Origin of the sequence: Streptomyces sp. Ag109_O5-1, assembly GCF_003814875.1 — a bacterium.
Classification (GTDB): domain Bacteria; phylum Actinomycetota; class Actinomycetes; order Streptomycetales; family Streptomycetaceae; genus Streptomyces; species Streptomyces sasae.
Window position 1 is genome coordinate 6,475,199 of sequence record NZ_RKQF01000001.1, and the last position, 19,165, is coordinate 6,494,363.

A 19,165-nucleotide genomic window follows, 5' to 3' on the forward strand; every position below is an offset into this window, starting at 1 on the left:
CCCGCCGGTCACACAAATTGCCGGGACTGTGGACAAACAAGAGTCACGGGTGCGTCATGGGATGGTGAAGGAACGTGCGCGCATTCTCGTTGTCGGCGGCGGCTACGTCGGGATGTACACGGCCCTGCGGCTGCAACGGAAGCTGAAGAGGGAGCTCAGGCGAGGTGAGGTCGACATCACTGTCGTCACGCCCGATCCCTATATGACGTACCAGCCGTTCCTTCCGGAAGCGGCCGCGGGTTCGATTTCCCCTCGTCATGTCGTTGTACCCCTGCGCCGCGTTCTGGACCAGTGCCATGTCGTCATCGGTGAGGTGACCTCCGTCCGGCACGCCGAACGCACCGCCGCCGTCGCCACGCTCGCCACCGCCGAGGAGCGAAAAGGCGCCACTTTTCTCGAGTACGACGAACTGGTCCTCGCCCCCGGCTCGATCGCCCGCATCCTGCCCATCCCCGGTCTCGCCGAGCACGGCATCGGCTTCAAGACCGTCGAGGAGGCCATCGGACTGCGCAACCACGTCATCGAGCAGATGGACATCGCCTCCTCCACCCGTGACCCCGCGATCCGCGACGCGGCCCTCACCTTCGTCTTCGTCGGCGGCGGCTACGCGGGCGTGGAAGCCCTCGGCGAACTGGAGGACATGGCCCGCTACACGACGCGGTACTACCACAACGTCCAGCCCGAGGACATGAAGTGGATCCTGGTCGAGGCCACCGACCGGATCCTCCCCGAGGTCGGCCCCGAGCTGGGCCGCTACACCGTCACCGAACTGCGCCGCCGCAACATCCAGGTGCTGCTCGGCACCCGCCTGGAATCCTGCGCCGACCGGATCGCGGTCCTCAGCGACGGCCAGCGCTTCCCGACCCGCACCCTCGTCTGGACGGCCGGCGTCAAACCGCCCCCCGTGCTCGCCGCCTCCGACCTTCCGCTCACCCCGCGCGGGCGCCTGAAATGCACCGCCGAGCTGACCATCGACGGCGCCGACCACGCATGGGCCGCGGGCGACGCCGCCGCCGTCCCCGACGTCACCGCCGCCGAACCCGGCACCGAGACCGCCCCCAACGCCCAGCACGCGGTCCGCCAGGCCAGGGTCCTCGGCGACAACATCGTGCACACACTGCGCGGCGAACCCCTCGACACCTACGAGCACGCCTACGTCGGCTCGGTCGCCTCCCTCGGACTGCACAAAGGCGTCGCCCAGATCTACGGCCGCAAACTGAAGGGCTACCCTGCCTGGTTCATGCACCGCGTCTACCACCTGAGCAGGGTGCCGACCTTCAACCGCAAGGCCCGCGTGCTCGCCGAATGGACCCTCTCCGGGCTCTTCAAACGGGAGATCGTCTCGCTCGGATCACTCGAACATCCCCGAGCGGAGTTCGAACTCGCGGCCGGTGGAAAGCCTCCCCACAGTCCCTCGGACGACTCGAACGGGTCGTCCTGACGGAACTCAGGAACTCCACGGCCCGCCCCGGCGTCTCACGGATGTCGCCGTCGACGGCCACCCTGCCAGACTGCCCTCGACCGAGCACAAGGCTTCTCCCCAGAACTGCACCGGGGGACTTCCCCCGGACTCCCCGGCCGCTCCCGTAGCCGGCCGGAGACGACGACACGAGGCAAGGATTCGTGAACTTCACGCGCTGGAGCGCCCGGCTCCCCGGAACGCAGCGCCGCGCCGCAGCGCGGACCGAGCACATGGTCCCTCCGGACCGACGGGGAGACGGCTCCGTGCCCGCTGCCCGCGCCGAACAACTGACCGACGACCCATCCTGCGTTCCCGCCGTCGACGAACTGCCCGCCCGTGACGTCCTGGACCACGTACCGGCCCTGGTCGCCCTCGTCCACGGCCCCGACCACCACATCGCGTACGTCAACGACGCCTACACGACGGCCTTCGGTGTACGACCACTGGGCGCCCCCGCCCGCGAGGCCCTCCCCGAACTCGCCGAACTCGGTCTCCTCCCCCTCCTCGACCAGGTCCTGCGCAGCGGCAAGCCCCGCACGCTCAAGTCCCGCAAGGCCCTCGACGGCCGCACCTACACGTTCACCTGTACGCCCGTCGCCGAGAACGGCGACCGCGACGGCGGCGTCCTCCTCTTCGCCACCGACGTCACCGACCACGCGGAGGCGGCGGAGCGGCTGCGCGCGAGCGAACGCCGCCAGCGCGAGACGGCCGTGACCCTCCAGCGCAGCCTGCTCCCCCAGGAACTCGAACAACCGGACGACCTGCGCATCGCCGCCACCTACCAGCCCGGCGGCACCGAGGCCGCGGTCGGCGGCGACTGGTACGACGTCATCACCCTCGGCGGCGGCCGTACGGCCCTGGTCATCGGCGACGTCATGGGGCGGGGCGTCCGCGCGGCGGCCGTCATGGGACAGCTGCGCACGGCGGTCCGCGCGTACGCCCGGCTGGACCTCCCCCCGCACGAGGTCCTCCAGCTCCTCGACGGCCTCGCCGCCGAGATCGACCCCAACCAGATCGCCACCTGCGTGTACGCCGTCCACGACCCGAACGAGGGCCGGCTGGTGTACGCCTCCGCCGGCCACCTGCCCATCCTGGTCCGCGACGAGAACGGCACCGTGCTCCGCGCGGACGAACCGACGGGCCCGCCGCTCGGCACCGGCGGCTGGATCCACGCGTCGGGCTCGGTCCCGCTGGGCCCCGGCTCCACGGCGGTCCTCTACACGGACGGCCTGGTGGAACGTCGTAACGAGGACCTGGACGAGGGCATCGCCTCCCTGGAGCGCGCGCTGGCCGGGGCCACCGGCACACCCCAGGTGGTCTGCGACCGCCTGGTCCGCTCGGCTGGCGTGACCGCCGACCACGACGACGACGTCGCCGTCCTGGTCCTCCAGCACCCGGCCCGCACGGGCCACGACAGCGACCTGTTCCGCAACGCCGCGCTGGAACTCCTGGGCGGCATCGAGGCGGCGCCTCGCGCGCGTGCGTTCGCCTCCGGCGTGCTGACCAGCTGGCGCTTCCCGGTCGACCTCCATGACCTGGGCGTCCTCGCCACGAGCGAGCTGGTCGCCAACTCCCTCCAGCACGGCACCCCACCCATGCGGCTGCGGCTCCGCCGCACCGACCGCCGCCTGATCATCGAGGTGACGGACGGCGACGACCACCTGCCGCGGCGGCGGCGCGCGGAACCGGGGGACGAGTCGGGCCGGGGGATCGCGATCGTGGCGACGATCGCGTCCGGGTGGGGGTCACGTCGGACGCCTGGGGGCGGGAAGGCCGTGTGGTGCGAATTCGTGCTGCCTAAGGGGTAGGGGGTGCGGCCGTCGCGCGGGTGCGGGTGAGATGTGGCTGGTCGCGCCCACGCGGCGGAGCCGCACATCGATACAGCCCCGCGCCCCTTACGGGGCGCTGCCCAGCCGGGTCTCTTATGCGGACACGGACTCCGCAGGTGCGCCGCCCCGTGCCACGACCCTGCTCCTCGCGGCGAGCCACGGTTGGTCCTGGGCGACCGTCAGCCGCTTGCCCAGCCGTATCGCCAGCACGCTGATGCTCAGCGAGAACAGCAGGAACGTGACGATGTACGGCGCGGGCAGTGACGCGGCCAGCGGGCCGCCCACCGCCGGGCCGACCGCCAGGGCGAGCTGCTTCACCAGGGCGAACGCCGAGTTGTACTGCCCGGCCATGCCCGTCGGAGCGAGGTCGGCGACCAGCGGAGCGACCGTCGGCGACAGCATCGCCTCACCCAGTCCGAACAGTGCGTACGTCGACACGAACGCAGCCGTCGCCATCTCCCGGCTGCCGTGCCCCAGCCCCGCATACCCCGCCGTGACCCACGCGACGGCCCAGATCAGCCCGACCCCCGCGATCACCCGGGAACGCCGGCTCCGCTCGACGAACTTCAGCACGGCGAACTGGGCGACCACGATCATCAGCGTGTTCGCGGCCAGCGCCGTACCGAGCGCGGATGTCGATATCCCCGCCGCCTCCACGCCGTACGCGCTCAGCCCGGACTCGAACTGTCCGTAGCACGCGAAGAACAGCACAAAGCCCAGCACGGACAGCTGCACCATCGCCCGGTTCCCGAGCAGCTGCCGCCAGCTCCCCTTGGCGGAAGAGGCCGGCGCGTCCCCGATCCGCGGTGCGTGCGGCATCCGAACCGTCGCCATCACACCGGCCAGCAGCAGGAACATCGCCGCCTCGATCGCGAAGAGCAGCGTGAAGGAGGAGACCCGGGTCGTGTCGACGAGGTGGCCGCCTATGAGACCACCGACGCCCAGCCCGAGGTTCTGCAGGAAGAACTGCGTCGCGAAGGCCCGCGACCGGGTCTCCGCCACCGAGCAGTCCACGATCATCGTCGCCAGCGCGGGCTGCATCACGGCCTGTCCGGCCCCGAGCAGCGCGGCCGCGGCCAGCACGGCCGGGCCGTTCCCCGCCAGTCCCAGGCTCATCGCACCGATCGCGGCCAGGACCAGGGCGGTGAGCAGGACCGGGAGCGGGCCGCGCCGCACGATCGCCCGGCCGGCGAACGGCAGCACGATCAAAGCGGCCACGGCGAAGACGGCGAGCACGAAACCCGCCGTCATGGCACCGAGGCCCCGTACCTGCGCCACATAGACGTACAGGTAGGGGACGGTGAAGCCGAGCCCGAACGCGCTGAGTGCGTTGCCCACGTGGATCCGGCGCATCGCTGCGCCCATCGCCCTGGTCACGTTCACCTCTCTCAGGTAGTCAAGTCAGGGACTACTGAAGTCTCAAGACTTAGAAGCTAAAGTTCGAAGCTAAATACTACATCTCGAAGGACTTCAACGCCAAGCGTGCCCATGCGATACTTCGACCCATGGCCGACACCCCCGACGCCGGCGAGCCGACACTCGACGAACAGATCGCCGCCTACCAGCGCGAGTTCCAGGACCTCGACCCCCAGGTCGAGAAGGTCGTCTCGGCGCTGTCCCGGCTCAACCGCCGGATGAACGTCGCCTACGGCCGCCAGACCTCCGCCCTCGGCATCAGCAACGCCGAGTGGGAGGTCCTCAAGGCCCTCGTCCTGTCCGGTGCCCCCTACCGGCTGGGCCCCAGCGACCTGGCCAAGCGGCTCGGCCTCACCCCGGCCGCGATGACCCACCGCATCGACCGGATGGTCGCCGAGGGTCTCGTCACCCGCGAGCGGGACGAGACCAACCGGGTACGGGTGATCGTCGAGCTGACCCCCGAGGGCCGTGAGAAGTGGCTGGAGGCCATGCGCCTCGCCTCCGTCTTCGAGGAGGACCTGCTCCAGGACCTCACCCAGGCGGAGCGTGCGGTGCTGGGCGAGGTCCTCACCCGGCTGCTGCGCCGCGTGGAGCACGCCCAGCCCGACGCCGGCGGCCGGCTCACCGACCTGGACTAAAAGATCTTGACAAAGGGGCCTTGACACGCCCCCGGGCGATCCGTAGAGTTCTTCGGGTTGCCACAGAGCCGGAACGGTTCTTCGGTGACACTCCGCCGCTTCGAGCGGCACCTCAAACCACAGCATGATCTCCCGACGGGGTTGATTTCGGCGTGCCCGAATTCAATTCGAATGGGAGCGGCGAGCCCCGATTGGGAATCGCCCAGCGGATCCGCTAAGGTTTGAGACGTCGGAACGGCCCAACAGCCGGGATGACAACCCCCTCTGACTGGGAATCAGACGCCGAAAGGATCTGATAGAGTCGGAACCGCCGGAAAGGGAAACGCGAAAGCGAGAACCTGGAAAGCACCGAGGAAATCGGATCGGAAAAAGATCTGATAGAGTCGGAAACAGCGAAGGGAAGCCCGGAGGAAAGCCCGAGAGGGTGAGTACAAAGGAAGCGACCGTTCCTTGAGAACTCAACAGCGTGCCAAAAATCAACGCCAGATATGTTGATGCCCCGTCCGTCGGAACATTCCGATGGTCGAGGTTCCTTTGAAAAAACACAGCGAGGACGCTGTGAACGGTCGGATCATTCCTCCGACTGTTCCGCTCTCGTGTGTGTGCACCGGATTACCGGTAAACATTCACGGAGAGTTTGATCCTGGCTCAGGACGAACGCTGGCGGCGTGCTTAACACATGCAAGTCGAACGATGAACCACTTCGGTGGGGATTAGTGGCGAACGGGTGAGTAACACGTGGGCAATCTGCCCTTCACTCTGGGACAAGCCCTGGAAACGGGGTCTAATACCGGATAACACTTTCACGGGCATCTGTGAGGGTTAAAAGCTCCGGCGGTGAAGGATGAGCCCGCGGCCTATCAGCTTGTTGGTGAGGTAATGGCTCACCAAGGCGACGACGGGTAGCCGGCCTGAGAGGGCGACCGGCCACACTGGGACTGAGACACGGCCCAGACTCCTACGGGAGGCAGCAGTGGGGAATATTGCACAATGGGCGAAAGCCTGATGCAGCGACGCCGCGTGAGGGATGACGGCCTTCGGGTTGTAAACCTCTTTCAGCAGGGAAGAAGCGAGAGTGACGGTACCTGCAGAAGAAGCGCCGGCTAACTACGTGCCAGCAGCCGCGGTAATACGTAGGGCGCAAGCGTTGTCCGGAATTATTGGGCGTAAAGAGCTCGTAGGCGGCTTGTCACGTCGATTGTGAAAGCCCGAGGCTTAACCTCGGGTCTGCAGTCGATACGGGCTAGCTAGAGTGTGGTAGGGGAGATCGGAATTCCTGGTGTAGCGGTGAAATGCGCAGATATCAGGAGGAACACCGGTGGCGAAGGCGGATCTCTGGGCCATTACTGACGCTGAGGAGCGAAAGCGTGGGGAGCGAACAGGATTAGATACCCTGGTAGTCCACGCCGTAAACGGTGGGAACTAGGTGTTGGCGACATTCCACGTCGTCGGTGCCGCAGCTAACGCATTAAGTTCCCCGCCTGGGGAGTACGGCCGCAAGGCTAAAACTCAAAGGAATTGACGGGGGCCCGCACAAGCGGCGGAGCATGTGGCTTAATTCGACGCAACGCGAAGAACCTTACCAAGGCTTGACATACACCGGAAACGTCTGGAGACAGGCGCCCCCTTGTGGTCGGTGTACAGGTGGTGCATGGCTGTCGTCAGCTCGTGTCGTGAGATGTTGGGTTAAGTCCCGCAACGAGCGCAACCCTTGTTCTGTGTTGCCAGCATGCCCTTCGGGGTGATGGGGACTCACAGGAGACCGCCGGGGTCAACTCGGAGGAAGGTGGGGACGACGTCAAGTCATCATGCCCCTTATGTCTTGGGCTGCACACGTGCTACAATGGCCGGTACAATGAGCTGCGATACCGTGAGGTGGAGCGAATCTCAAAAAGCCGGTCTCAGTTCGGATTGGGGTCTGCAACTCGACCCCATGAAGTCGGAGTCGCTAGTAATCGCAGATCAGCATTGCTGCGGTGAATACGTTCCCGGGCCTTGTACACACCGCCCGTCACGTCACGAAAGTCGGTAACACCCGAAGCCGGTGGCCCAACCCTTGTGGAGGGAGCTGTCGAAGGTGGGACTGGCGATTGGGACGAAGTCGTAACAAGGTAGCCGTACCGGAAGGTGCGGCTGGATCACCTCCTTTCTAAGGAGCACATAGCCGACTGCAGGCGAATGACCTGCACGGTTGCTCATGGGTGGAACGTTGATTATTCGGTCTGACTCTCGGGTCGGAGGCTGCAAGTACTGCTCTTCGGAGCGTGGAACGCATGATCTTCGGGCGGGGTTCGGCCGGGCACGCTGTTGGGTGTCTGAGGGAATGATCTTCCTTCAGTCGCCGGCCCCAGTGAACTCCAGGCTCTGGCTTGGGGGTGATGGGTGGCTGGTCGTTGTTTGAGAACTGCACAGTGGACGCGAGCATCTGTGGCCAAGTTTTTAAGGGCGCACGGTGGATGCCTTGGCACCAGGAACCGATGAAGGACGTGGGAGGCCGCGATAGTCCCCGGGGAGTCGTCAACCAGGCTTTGATCCGGGGGTTTCCGAATGGGGAAACCCGGCAGTCGTCATGGGCTGTCACCCACTGCTGAACACATAGGCAGTGTGGAGGGAACGAGGGGAAGTGAAACATCTCAGTACCCTCAGGAAGAGAAAACAACCGTGATTCCGGGAGTAGTGGCGAGCGAAACCGGATGAGGCCAAACCGTATGCGTGTGAGACCCGGCAGGGGTTGCGTATACGGGGTTGTGGGATCTCTCTTTCACGGTCTGCCGGCCGTGAGACGAGTCAGAAACCGTTGATGTAGGCGAAGGACATGCGAAAGGTCCGGCGTAGAGGGTAAGACCCCCGTAGCTGAAACATCAGCGGCTCGTTTGAGAGACACCCAAGTAGCACGGGGCCCGAGAAATCCCGTGTGAATCTGGCGGGACCACCCGCTAAGCCTAAATATTCCCTGGTGACCGATAGCGGATAGTACCGTGAGGGAATGGTGAAAAGTACCCCGGGAGGGGAGTGAAATAGTACCTGAAACCGTGTGCCTACAAGCCGTGGGAGCACTTCGGTGTGACTGCGTGCCTTTTGAAGAATGAGCCTGCGAGTTTGCGGTGTGTTGCGAGGTTAACCCGTGTGGGGTAGCCGTAGCGAAAGCGAGTCCGAATAGGGCGTATGAGTAGCACGCTCAAGACCCGAAGCGGAGTGATCTAGCCATGGGCAGGTTGAAGCGGAGGTAAGACTTCGTGGAGGACCGAACCCACCAGGGTTGAAAACCTGGGGGATGACCTGTGGTTAGGGGTGAAAGGCCAATCAAACTCCGTGATAGCTGGTTCTCCCCGAAATGCATTTAGGTGCAGCGTCGTGTGTTTCTTGCCGGAGGTAGAGCACTGGATAGGCGATGGGCCCTACCGGGTTACTGACCTTAGCCAAACTCCGAATGCCGGTAAGTGAGAGCACGGCAGTGAGACTGTGGGGGATAAGCTCCATGGTCGAGAGGGAAACAGCCCAGAGCATCGACTAAGGCCCCTAAGCGTACGCTAAGTGGGAAAGGATGTGGAGTCGCAGAGACAACCAGGAGGTTGGCTTAGAAGCAGCCACCCTTGAAAGAGTGCGTAATAGCTCACTGGTCTAGTGATTCCGCGCCGACAATGTAGCGGGGCTCAAGCGTACCGCCGAAGTCGTGTCATTGCAGCATATAGCCCCAACGGGTGCTGTGATGGGTAGGGGAGCGTCGTCTGCCGGGTGAAGCAGCACCGGAAGGTAGTTGTGGACGGTTGACGAGTGAGAATGCAGGCATGAGTAGCGATTCACACGTGAGAAACGTGTGCGCCGATTGACTAAGGGTTCCTGGGTCAAGCTGATCTGCCCAGGGTAAGTCGGGACCTAAGGCGAGGCCGACAGGCGTAGTCGATGGATAACCGGTTGATATTCCGGTACCCGCTGTGAAGCGTCAAACATCGAACCAGGCGATGCTAAGTCCGTGAAGCCGTTCCGGACCCTTCGGGGAAAGGAAAGTGGTGGAGCCGACGGACCAGACTTGTAGTAGGTGAGTGATGGGGTGACGCAGGAAGGTAGTCCATCCCGGGCGGTGGTTGTCCCGGGGTAAGGGTGTAGGCCGTGCGATAGGCAAATCCGTCGCACATGAGGCTGAGACCTGATGCCGAGCCGATTGTGGTGAAGTGGATGATCCTATGCTGTCGAGAAAAGCCTCTAGCGAGTTTCATGGCGGCCCGTACCCTAAACCGACTCAGGTGGTCAGGTAGAGAATACCGAGGCGTTCGGGTGAACTATGGTTAAGGAACTCGGCAAAATGCCCCCGTAACTTCGGGAGAAGGGGGGCCACACCTGGTGAGAGAGTTTTCCTCTTGAGCTGGGGGTGGCCGCAGAGACCAGCGAGAAGCGACTGTTTACTAAAAACACAGGTCCGTGCGAAGCCGTAAGGCGATGTATACGGACTGACGCCTGCCCGGTGCTGGAACGTTAAGGGGACCGGTTAGCTCTGATTCGTCGGGGCGAAGCTGAGAACTTAAGCGCCAGTAAACGGCGGTGGTAACTATAACCATCCTAAGGTAGCGAAATTCCTTGTCGGGTAAGTTCCGACCTGCACGAATGGCGTAACGACTTCTCGACTGTCTCAACCATAGGCCCGGTGAAATTGCACTACGAGTAAAGATGCTCGTTTCGCGCAGCAGGACGGAAAGACCCCGGGACCTTTACTACAGTTTGATATTGGTGTTCGGTTCGGCTTGTGTAGGATAGCTGGGAGACTTTGAAACTCGGACGCCAGTTCGGGTGGAGTCGTCGTTGAAATACCAGTCTGGTCGTGCTGGATGTCTAACCTGGGTCCGTGATCCGGATCAGGGACAGTGTCTGATGGGTAGTTTAACTGGGGCGGTTGCCTCCTAAAGAGTAACGGAGGCGCCCAAAGGTTCCCTCAGCCTGGTTGGCAATCAGGTGTTGAGTGTAAGTGCACAAGGGAGCTTGACTGTGAGACCGACGGGTCGAGCAGGGACGAAAGTCGGGACTAGTGATCCGGCGGTGGCTTGTGGAAGCGCCGTCGCTCAACGGATAAAAGGTACCCCGGGGATAACAGGCTGATCTTCCCCAAGAGTCCATATCGACGGGATGGTTTGGCACCTCGATGTCGGCTCGTCGCATCCTGGGGCTGGAGTCGGTCCCAAGGGTTGGGCTGTTCGCCCATTAAAGCGGTACGCGAGCTGGGTTTAGAACGTCGTGAGACAGTTCGGTCCCTATCCGCTGTGCGCGTAGGAGTCTTGAGAAGGGCTGTCCCTAGTACGAGAGGACCGGGACGGACGAACCTCTGGTGTGCCAGTTGTTCTGCCAAGGGCATGGCTGGTTGGCTACGTTCGGGAGGGATAACCGCTGAAAGCATCTAAGCGGGAAGCCTGCTTCGAGATGAGGACTCCCACCTCTATAAGAGGGTAAGGCTCCCAGTAGACGACTGGGTTGATAGGCCGGATCTGGAAGCCAGGTAACTGGTGGAGGTGACCGGTACTAATAGGCCGAGGGCTTGTCCTCAGTTGCTCGCGTCCACTGTGTTGGTTCTGAAACCACGAACAGCCCCATGCCAGGGTCACGGCATGGTGCGGCATTCACAGTTTCATAGTGTTTCGGTGGTCATAGCGTGAGGGAAACGCCCGGTTACATTCCGAACCCGGAAGCTAAGCCTCACAGCGCCGATGGTACTGCAGGGGGGACCCTGTGGGAGAGTAGGACGCCGCCGAACAAATATTGGGAAAGCCCCCGCATCGAAAGATGCGGGGGCTTTCTGCGTTCAGGGGTTATTGCCTCTTCAGAAGGTCACGTCCGCCGTGTCGGTCGTGCCGGCCTTTCGGCCCGGGGCCTCCTGCCAGCTCCAGTACATGTTGGTGTGCGAGATGACCAGCTCGGGGGCCGGCGCGCCGTACTCCGTGAGGTTCTCCGTCGTGTGGGCGTCCCCGACCAGTGTCGCGTCGTAGCCGCGGGCCACCGCGCCGTGCAGGGTGGAGCGGATGCAGGCGTCGGTCTGGGCCCCTGTCACCACCACGTGGCCCACACCGCGTTCGGCGAGGACGGACTCGAGCTCGGTGTCCTCGAAGGAGTCTCCGTAGCGTTTGTGGACGAGTGGCTCGGCGGCCTCGCGGATCAGCTCCGGGACCCACTGCCAAGGCGCGGAGTCCGGCTTCAGTTCATCGCTGGAGTGCTGGATCCAGACCACCGGGACTGCCTCGGAACGGGCTTTGGTGAGCAGGGTGTTGATGTTGGCGATCACCTCGTCGCGGTTGTGGGAGCTGTCCACCACACCGTTCTGCACATCCACGATCAGCAGGGCGGTGTTCGGGCGGTTCTGCAGAGTCGTCATGACGTCCACCGTAGACGGGGGCACTGACAACGGGGCCCGGTGCGAGCGTCGTAAACGAGGTAAACGAGGTGAGAGGGGTGCTTGGCGAGGGCTACCGTGGCCGCATGAGTGCTACGACCAGCGGTGATTACGACATTCGTGCGATACGGAGTGATGAGTGGGAGGCCGTCAAGCGGCTGCGGCTCGTCGCGCTACGGGACCCGGTGGCATACATCGCGTTCTTCGAGACCTACGAGGATGCCCTGGCCCGGCCGGACTCGTTCTACCAGGACCGGGCCGCTCGGTCGGCCGAGGAGCCCAGTGGTGCGCGGCAGTTCATCGCCGAGGCGCCGGACGGGGAGTGGGTAGGTTCGCTGACCGTGCTGGTGGAGGAGGCCGGGTCGACGGACTTGGCAGGATTCGCCATCGAGCGGCGGCAGGGGCATGTCGTCGGGGTGTTCGTACGGCCCGAGCACCGTGGGAACGGGCTGATCAAGGCGCTGTTCGATGCCGGAGTGGCCTGGGCGCGGGAGCGGGGCGTGGAGCGGGTGCGGCTGCTGGTGCACGAGAAGAACCCGCGGGCCCAGGGCGCCTATCGCAAGGCGGGGTTCGTACCGAGCGGGGTGGTTGTGCCGTTCTCCAAGGACGAGACGGAGAACGAGGTGGAGTTCGTGCTGGAGCAGCCGTCCTAGACCGGCAGTTCCCGGTGCGGCCAGCGGGCGCGGGCCTGTTCGTGGGAGCGGAGCAGGGCGAGGGTGGGCAGGCCCTGGCCGGTGCCGGTGGCGAGCAGGTCGGGGAGTTGGGGGAGCGGGGCCACGGCGGCCACGTCGTCCAGGACCAGGGTCAGTGGTGGGTCGAGCCGACCGGAGGATGACCGTTCGGCCATGCGCCGGCCGCGCTCGACCACGCTGGAGACGAGGGCCGTCAGGAGGGGCATCGCGCCCGGGTTGGTCCTGGGGTCCTCGATGGATTCACCGACCACATAAAGCGTGCCCCCTTCGTCCACGAAGGAATCCAGGGCGAGGGCATCGGATCGGTTGGGTGTGCAGGCCTCGCGGATGTTGACCGTGAAGAGAGCGGCGAGCGCGCGGGCGGTCAACTCCTGGGCGATGTCCCGGCGGTCGGGGTGGCCGGTGAGCGCGGCCTCGAGTTCGCCGGCCGCGCCGGGGGCCGCCTTCGGGTGGGTGCGGAGGGTTCGTACGGCGTCCTGGACGCCGGTGCCCTGGGCCCAGCGGTGTACATGGCGGATCGTGCGGTTCTCCAGGGCGGCGGCGTGGAGGTAGCTGCGAAGGAGTGTCTCCGCCGTGTCCGTGACCGCCTGGTCGATCTTCGCGGTGGGTTTCACGGGAGTGAGGAGGGCCCGGGCGCGGTGGATCGCCGTCTGCTTGTCCTCGCAGTCGGCGGTCGGCGACCAGTGGAAGCGGGCAGGGGTGTCGCAGAGGTGGTTCGGGTCGTAGAGGAGGACCGGGCCGAGTTTGGCTCTGGCGTCCTTGGTCTCCGCCCAGAGGGCGGGGTTCGAGGTGACGACGAGGGCGGGACCGGCTGCGTCGCGGATGGCCTGCATCGCGGTTGCCTGGCGGCTTTCCGCGGGTGCGGTGTGGATTTTCGTCCACCCGCCCATCTGTTCACCGTTGGTGGAGGGGTGGGCGTAGAGGCCGGTGGACGAGGGGAGCTCGGGTCCGGGGCTCGCCTGCCCTCCGAGTGGACCCTGGTCGTCGTACTCGATGCGGGCCGTGGGGGCCGTGCGGGCTGCCGGAAAGGCTGGGCCCGTCACGCGAGCCGTTTCCTGCGCGATCTCCTGAGCCCTCTCCTGCACCGTCTCATGTGCCCTCTCATGTGCGGTCTGCGCCCCCGCACGCGGCTCCGGCACCCCGGCCGCCGCCGTTTCGCGCTGGGCTGTTGCCGCCGCCCGCCTTCTTCGGCGGCCCGCCCGCCACCGCGCCACCGTCCCCAGCACGAACACGCTGAGGACGACCAGGACCATCAACTGCCCGATGAACAGGCCCCAGAACAGCCCCCACCCCGACAACTGCGCCGCCGGCGTGTCCGGCCAGGCGCCCGTGATGTCGTGCGGTTCGCCGATGAGGTGGCGCATCGCCGGCGGGGTGTGGGAGAGGCTGACGGTCGACGGCCAGCTGCCGTGGGAGAACCAGGCCGCCAGTCCCGTCGCCGTCCACACCAGGGCGGTGATGCCGAGCAGGAACCCGAGTATGCCGATGAGCAGGCCGTCGGGAATTCCGCCGCCGCCCTGATGCTCGCGTTCCTGCCGAGGGTCCGGTCTCACGAACGGTCCTCCCTACGCCACCGTCGATTCGGAGTCGCCGAGATGCTGCTCCACGAAGGCCGCCGCCCGTTGTTCCGCCTCCAGCTCGGCGGCGCGCAGGGCGTCGTCGGCGTCGGAGAGGTCGGCCGACGACTCGGTCATCGCGCGGTCCGTGAAGACGAGGGGGCGTTCCGTCTCGGTGACCAGGTGTTTGACCACCTGGACATTGCCGTTGACGTCCCAGACCGCGATACCCGGGGTGAGGGTGGGGATGATCTCCACGGCCCACCTGGGCAGGCCCAGCACCCGGCCTGTGGCCCTCGCCTCGTCCGCCTTCTGGGCGTAGATCGTCCTTGTCGACGCCATCTTCAGGATCGCCGCCGCCTCCTTCGCGGCCGCTCCGTCCACGACGTCGGACAGATGGTGGACGACCGCCACGAACGACAGACCGAGCCGTCGGCCGAACTTCAGCAGGCGCTGGAACAGCTGGGCCACGAAGGGGCTGGCGATGATGTGCCAGGCCTCCTCCACCAGGAAGATGCGCTTCTTGCGGTCCGGGCGGATCCAGGTGTGCTCCAGCCACACGCCGACGATCGCCATCAGGATCGGCATGGCGATGGAGTTGCGGTCGATGTGGGAGAGGTCGAAGACGATGAGGGGGGCGTCCAGGTCGATGCCGACCGTCGTCGGGCCGTCGAACATGCCGCGCAGGTCACCGTCGACCAGGCGGTCGATGACCAGGGCCACGTCCAGGCCCCACGCCCGTACGTCGTCTATGGCGACGTTCATCGCCTCGGCCGACTCCGGCTCCGGGTGCCGTAGCTGCTCGACGATGTCCGTCAGAACGGGTTGCCGGTCGAGGATCGTCTCATTGACGTACGAGTGCGCGACCTTGAGGGCGAAGCCGGAGCGTTCGTCGAGGCCGTGGCCCATCGCCACTTCGATGATGGTGCGGAGCAGCGCCAGCTGTCCGGTGGTGGTGATCGCGGGGTCCAGCGGGTTGAGCCGGATCCCGTGGTCCAGGGCCGCCATCGGGTCCAGGCGGATCGGCGTTATCCCCAGCTCTTCCGCGATGAGGTTCCACTCGCCGACGCCGTCCTCGCCCTGCGCGTCCAGGACGACGACCTGGCGGTCGCGGAAGCGCAGCTGTCGTAGGACGTATGTCTTCTCCAGGGCCGACTTGCCGTTTCCGGACTCGCCGAGGACCAGCCAGTGCGGGGCCGGGAGCTGCTGGCCGTAGAGCTGGAACGGGTCGTAGATGTAGCCCTTGCCGGAGTACACCTCGCGGCCGATGATCACGCCGGAGTCGCCCAGGCCGGGGGCGGCCGTGGGGAGGTAGACCGCCTGGGCCTGGCCGGTGGAGGTGCGGACGGGTGAGCGGGTCGTCTCGACCTTCCCGAAGAGGAAGGACGTGAAGGCTTCGGTGAGGACGGACAGCGGGTCCCTCATCAGCGCATCAGCCTCTACCTTCGGATTCCGGTGGCGAAGGGCAGGGTGTTCACGAAGGCGCGGTGGTGCTCCCGGTCGCACCACTCCAGTTTCAGATACGACTTTCCGGCGGACGCCCTTATCGTGCGCTTGTCGCGGTTGAGGGCCTCGGGGGAGCGGGAGGAGACGGTGATGTAGCCGACCAGGTTGACGCCGGCGGCGCCGCTGGCCAGGTCCTCGCCGCGCTGGTCGAGGCGGTTGTGGGCGGCGATGTCGCGCGGGTCGACGGTCCGGTTCATCTTGGCGGCACGGGAGGCCTCGGCCTCGTCGTTCGTCTTCTCCGTGAGCATGCGCTCGATGGCGACCTCGGTGGGTTCGAGGTCCATGGTGACGGCGACCGTGCGGATGACGTCCGGGGTGTGGACCAGGAGCGGGGCCAGGAAGTTGACGCCGACCGGGGTCATCGGCCACTCCTTCACCCAGGCCGTGGCATGGCACCACGGCTCGCGGGTGGAGGACTCGCGGGTCTTCGCCTGGAGGAACGTCGGCTCCATGGCGTCGAGTTCGGCCGGCCAGGCGTTGCGTTGGGTCATCGCCTGGATGTGGTCGATGGGGTGGTCCGGGTCGTACATGGAGTGGATCAGGGACGCGAGACGGCCCTGGCCGAGCGGCTGCCGTACCCGGATGTCCGCCTCCTGGAGGCGGGAGCAGATGTCGGTGAGCTCGCGGGCCATGACGACCGCGAGGCCGGCGTCGCGGTCCAGCTTGCGGCCGGACTGCGGGCGGACCGCGCGGGCCATCGCCTGGGCCTCGGCGGCCAGTTCGCGGGAGTAGTGCATGCAGGCGACGAGGTACGCGCGGTGCTGCTCGCTGCTGGTGGAGACCATGGACTGCAGCTGGTCGTACGACTGCGCCAGCCAGCCCGGGGCCTTATCGTCGCCGCGCTGGGTGACGTCCTTGGCGTGGGCGTCCGGGTCGGCGGGGAGGGTGCGGGCGAGCATCTGGAGGCGGGTGACGAAGCCGTCGCCGTTCGCCACGTGCTTGAGGAGGGTGCCGAAGCGGTCGACGAGGGCTTCCTGGTCCTCGGAGTCGCGCAGGCCGACGCCGGGTCCTTCGATCTCGATGGCCGCGGTCACCGTCTTGCGGTCGGCGTGCAGGAGCACGGCGATCTCGTCGGGGCCGAAGGGCGCGGCGAGCCAGCTGATCCGGCCGATGCCGGGCGGCGGGCCGATCTCGACCTCACGGCCGTCGATACGGGTGCCCGCCTCGGCGGCGGTGGAGCGGTAGACCGTGCCCGTGCGCAGGGTGCGCTTGTAACTGCGGTTGATCTCGAACCACTTGTAGAACGTACGGCGCTTGTACGGCACGTAGACCGCGGCCAGCGCGAGCAGCGGGAAGCCCATCAGCAGCACGATGCGCAGGGAGAGGACGGGGACGAGGAGCCCGCACATCATGCCGAGGAACGCGCCGACGATGATCAGCCCGATCTCGCCGGACTCACGGTTCCTGCCGACGATCGCGTTCGGCCGGGCGCGGCCGATGAGATACGTACGGCGGGGCGTGAGCGGATGGGACAGGTGGGACTCGGTCGTCAACGCCCTTCACCTCCCGAGCTGTTGTTGCGGGTGTTGCTGGCGTGCGGGGTGTTCGCCGGGCTGGGCGCCCGGGGTGCGGGTGCGGCGGAGGGGACAGATCCGCCGCCACCACCGTTCTGGGTGCGCGTGCTGTGCGCGGCGACGCCGCCCGAGACGGGGTTGGACGGGCGGGCATTGGAGGCGCCGGAACCGCCGCCCCCGCCGCCGTTGTTGTCGGCGCGGGCGCTGTGCGTCCGGATGCCCTGGGCGACGAGGTTGGCGGGGCTGCTGATGACGGCGGCGGCCTTGCCCTCGGCGCCCTGCATGATGCGGTTGTTGCGGCCGGCCGCGATCTCGTCGCCGAAGCCGGGCACGAAGCGGTAGATCATCGCGCTGGCGAAGATGGCGAGCAGGATGATGGCGAGGCCGGAGACGACGGCGGCCACCGAGTCCGGTCCGTTGTCCGCGGCCAGCGCTCCGGCCAGCCCCAGTACGATCACGATCACCGGTTTCACCAGGATCACGGCGATCATGATCCCGGCCCAGCGGCGGACATGACCCCACAGGTTCTTGTCCACGAGCCCCGAGTACACGACGACGCCGAGCAGCGCGCCGACGTAGAGCAGGACGGCCCGCAGGAACAGCTCCATGTAGAGGACGCCGGCCGCGAGGATCGACACGAGCGACACCAGGATCAGCATGATCGGGCCGCCGCCGATGTCGTCGCCCTTGCGGAGGGCGTCGGAGAAGGTGCCGAAGAACACGTCGGTCTGGTCTCCGGTGCCCTTCGCGAGCACGTCGGTGACGGCGTCCGTCGCCGACACGATCGTGTAGAGGATCAGCGGGGTGAAGGCCGAGGCGAGCACGGTCAGCCAGAGGAAACCGACCGCCTCCGAGATCGCGGTCGTGAGCGGGACGCCTCGAACGGCTCGTTTGGCCACGGCCAGCAGCCACAGGAGAAGGGTGAGGATCGTCGACGCGGCGAACACGAGGGCGTACTGCTTCAGAAAGGCGTTGTTCGTGAAGTCGACGCTGGCGGTGTCCTTCACGGCTTTGCTGAGCACGTCGATGGTCCAGGAGGCAGCCTTGGCACACCCCTGCGCGAGGGAGGAGAGCGGGTCGAGGGTGGAGGTGAGCGGGTCGGTGGTGGTCCCGCCGGAGCTGCCGCTTCCACTGCCGCTCTCGCAGTACTTCTTCGCGGGCCCGGCGATCAGGCCGCAGGCGTCACTGCTCGTTGTGGGGGAAGGGCTCGCGGAGGGAGACGTACTGGGGCTGGGCGCCGCGACAGCGTGGGTGGCCAGGAGGATGAGGGAGGCCTGTACGGAGGCCACCAGGGCGCTGAGCTTGAGCGTGCGGTGCTGGCTAGCGGGCATAGGTGAACCCTCCGAACTCCTGGACCGCCTTGCTGATCTCGTCGGCTCCGGACACAGGGTTGTCGCCGGTGACCGGGGTGGGGCCGGTCTTCTGGCTGGATTCGAGGACCTTCCAGTCACCGCCGCTCCAGTTGAGCTTCGTGGTGACGGTGAACCAGTTACTGGTTACGGGGTTGGTCGAGCTCTTGCCCGCGATGCCGAACAGTCCGTTGCACCAGACCTCGACGGTGGCCGTGCTGTCGCTGTATGAGGTCACTTTGGTGCCGACCGGCAGGGTGCGGCTCACGAACGTACTGCCCGAAGGGGCCGTGCCGTCGTTGTTCAGGCCGACCTTCTTCAGGAAGTCGGCCGAGTAGTCCGAGTCGAAGCCGGACTGCTGTTTGTCCAGGGTGCTGGGGTCGGCGACGGTCTGCACGATCGTGTGCCGTTTGGCCGTGTTGAACATGGCGTCGGAGCCCAGCACCGTCGAGTAGTTGGCCGCCGCACTCTGCGCCCCCTGGGCACTGTGTGCGAAGCCCGTGGGGATTCCGCCGCTCTTCGTCTCCACCGGCTTCGTTCCGGTTGCCGCCGTTGACGAGGTCTTCGGCTGGCTGCCGTTGGCGCCGCCGCCGTTGGCCGTCGTGGACGACGTCGACGAGTCGTTGCCGTCGCCTCTGTTCGCGAACGCGATCGCCGCGATGAGGAGGACGACCACGCCGACGACCGTGACCAGGCTCCGGGACGAGGAGCGGCCGCCGCGGCGGGACGCACCGCCGTACGGATCGTCGGGCAGGCGCGTGCGGGTGTGGCCCGTCTCCGGGTAACCGGGCTCGTCTCCGAGGCTCATGCCGCGTACTCCCCCTCCACGT

General features: G+C 66.1%; 11 protein-coding genes and 3 rRNA genes. 7 read left to right on the plus strand and 7 right to left on the minus strand.

Annotated elements, in window-relative coordinates; genetic code table 11:
- Positions 1–61 precede the first annotated feature (61 nt).
- Both EDD90_RS29280 and EDD90_RS29285 read left to right on the plus strand, forming a co-directional pair.
- Entirely contained in the window at positions 62–1,441 is a 1,380-nt protein-coding gene (locus EDD90_RS29280) for an NAD(P)/FAD-dependent oxidoreductase (RefSeq protein WP_123975935.1), read from the plus strand.
- A 182-nt stretch (positions 1,442–1,623) separates the two neighbouring features.
- Positions 1,624–3,270 carry a SpoIIE family protein phosphatase gene (locus tag EDD90_RS29285; RefSeq protein WP_123975936.1) on the plus strand — a complete coding sequence of 549 codons (1,647 nt, stop codon included), beginning with the start codon at positions 1,624–1,626 and terminating at the stop codon, positions 3,268–3,270.
- Between the two features lie 114 nt (positions 3,271–3,384).
- Here the strand turns inward: EDD90_RS29285 and EDD90_RS29290 are convergent, their stop codons facing one another.
- A complete protein-coding gene (locus EDD90_RS29290; protein WP_185149635.1) occupies positions 3,385–4,656 on the minus strand; it encodes an MFS transporter in 1,272 nt (423 codons plus the stop codon).
- A gap of 140 nt (positions 4,657–4,796) precedes the next feature.
- Here EDD90_RS29290 and EDD90_RS29295 point away from each other — a divergent pair, with 140 nt between their 5' ends.
- From EDD90_RS29295 to rrf, 4 genes are all read left to right on the plus strand, one after another.
- Positions 4,797–5,345: a MarR family winged helix-turn-helix transcriptional regulator gene (locus tag EDD90_RS29295; RefSeq protein ID WP_123975938.1), complete on the plus strand. Its 549-nt coding sequence runs from the start codon at positions 4,797–4,799 to the stop codon at positions 5,343–5,345.
- Between the two features lie 625 nt (positions 5,346–5,970).
- Positions 5,971–7,494: ribosomal RNA gene (locus tag EDD90_RS29305) — 16S ribosomal RNA — on the plus strand.
- Between the two features lie 280 nt (positions 7,495–7,774).
- Positions 7,775–10,877 (plus strand): 23S ribosomal RNA (locus EDD90_RS29310).
- A gap of 91 nt (positions 10,878–10,968) precedes the next feature.
- Positions 10,969–11,085: ribosomal RNA gene (gene rrf / locus EDD90_RS29315) — 5S ribosomal RNA — on the plus strand.
- The 16S, 23S and 5S rRNA genes sit together here, the layout of an rRNA operon.
- Positions 11,086–11,151: 66 nt before the next feature.
- Here the strand turns inward: rrf and EDD90_RS29320 are convergent.
- The gene (locus EDD90_RS29320) at positions 11,152–11,700 is read right to left on the minus strand and encodes an isochorismatase family protein (protein WP_123975939.1); all 549 of its coding nucleotides are present in this window, start codon (positions 11,698–11,700) and stop codon (positions 11,152–11,154) included.
- Positions 11,701–11,804: 104 nt separating this feature from the next.
- On the opposite strand from EDD90_RS29320, the gene EDD90_RS29325 reads away from it, so the two are divergent.
- Complete coding sequence (locus EDD90_RS29325) at positions 11,805–12,371, plus strand: GNAT family N-acetyltransferase (protein WP_123975940.1); 567 nt, start codon at positions 11,805–11,807, stop codon at positions 12,369–12,371.
- Here EDD90_RS29325 and EDD90_RS29330 read toward each other — a convergent pair.
- Genes EDD90_RS29330 through EDD90_RS29350 form a run of 5 tightly spaced genes read right to left on the minus strand, consistent with a single transcriptional unit; the run spans position 12,368 to position 19,143 of the window.
- A complete protein-coding gene (locus EDD90_RS29330) occupies positions 12,368–13,963 on the minus strand; it encodes a type VI secretion protein (RefSeq protein WP_123975941.1) in 1,596 nt (531 codons plus the stop codon). The two genes, EDD90_RS29325 and EDD90_RS29330, sit on opposite strands and share 4 nt — an antisense overlap.
- Before the next feature lie 12 nt (positions 13,964–13,975).
- Positions 13,976–15,391, minus strand: a complete 1,416-nt coding sequence (locus EDD90_RS29335) for an ATP-binding protein (protein ID WP_123975942.1) — start codon at positions 15,389–15,391, stop codon at positions 13,976–13,978.
- A 14-nt stretch (positions 15,392–15,405) separates the two neighbouring features.
- Entirely contained in the window at positions 15,406–16,965 is a 1,560-nt protein-coding gene (locus tag EDD90_RS29340; protein WP_123975943.1) for an SCO6880 family protein, read from the minus strand.
- Positions 16,962–18,317 carry a hypothetical protein gene (locus tag EDD90_RS29345; RefSeq protein ID WP_123975944.1) on the minus strand — a complete coding sequence of 452 codons (1,356 nt, stop codon included), beginning with the start codon at positions 18,315–18,317 and terminating at the stop codon, positions 16,962–16,964. Before EDD90_RS29345 ends, EDD90_RS29340 begins: the two co-directional genes overlap by 4 nt.
- Complete coding sequence (locus tag EDD90_RS29350) at positions 18,307–19,143, minus strand: hypothetical protein (RefSeq protein WP_123975945.1); 837 nt, start codon at positions 19,141–19,143, stop codon at positions 18,307–18,309. The genes EDD90_RS29345 and EDD90_RS29350 overlap by 11 nt, the downstream gene beginning before the upstream one ends.
- Positions 19,144–19,165 lie beyond the last annotated feature (22 nt).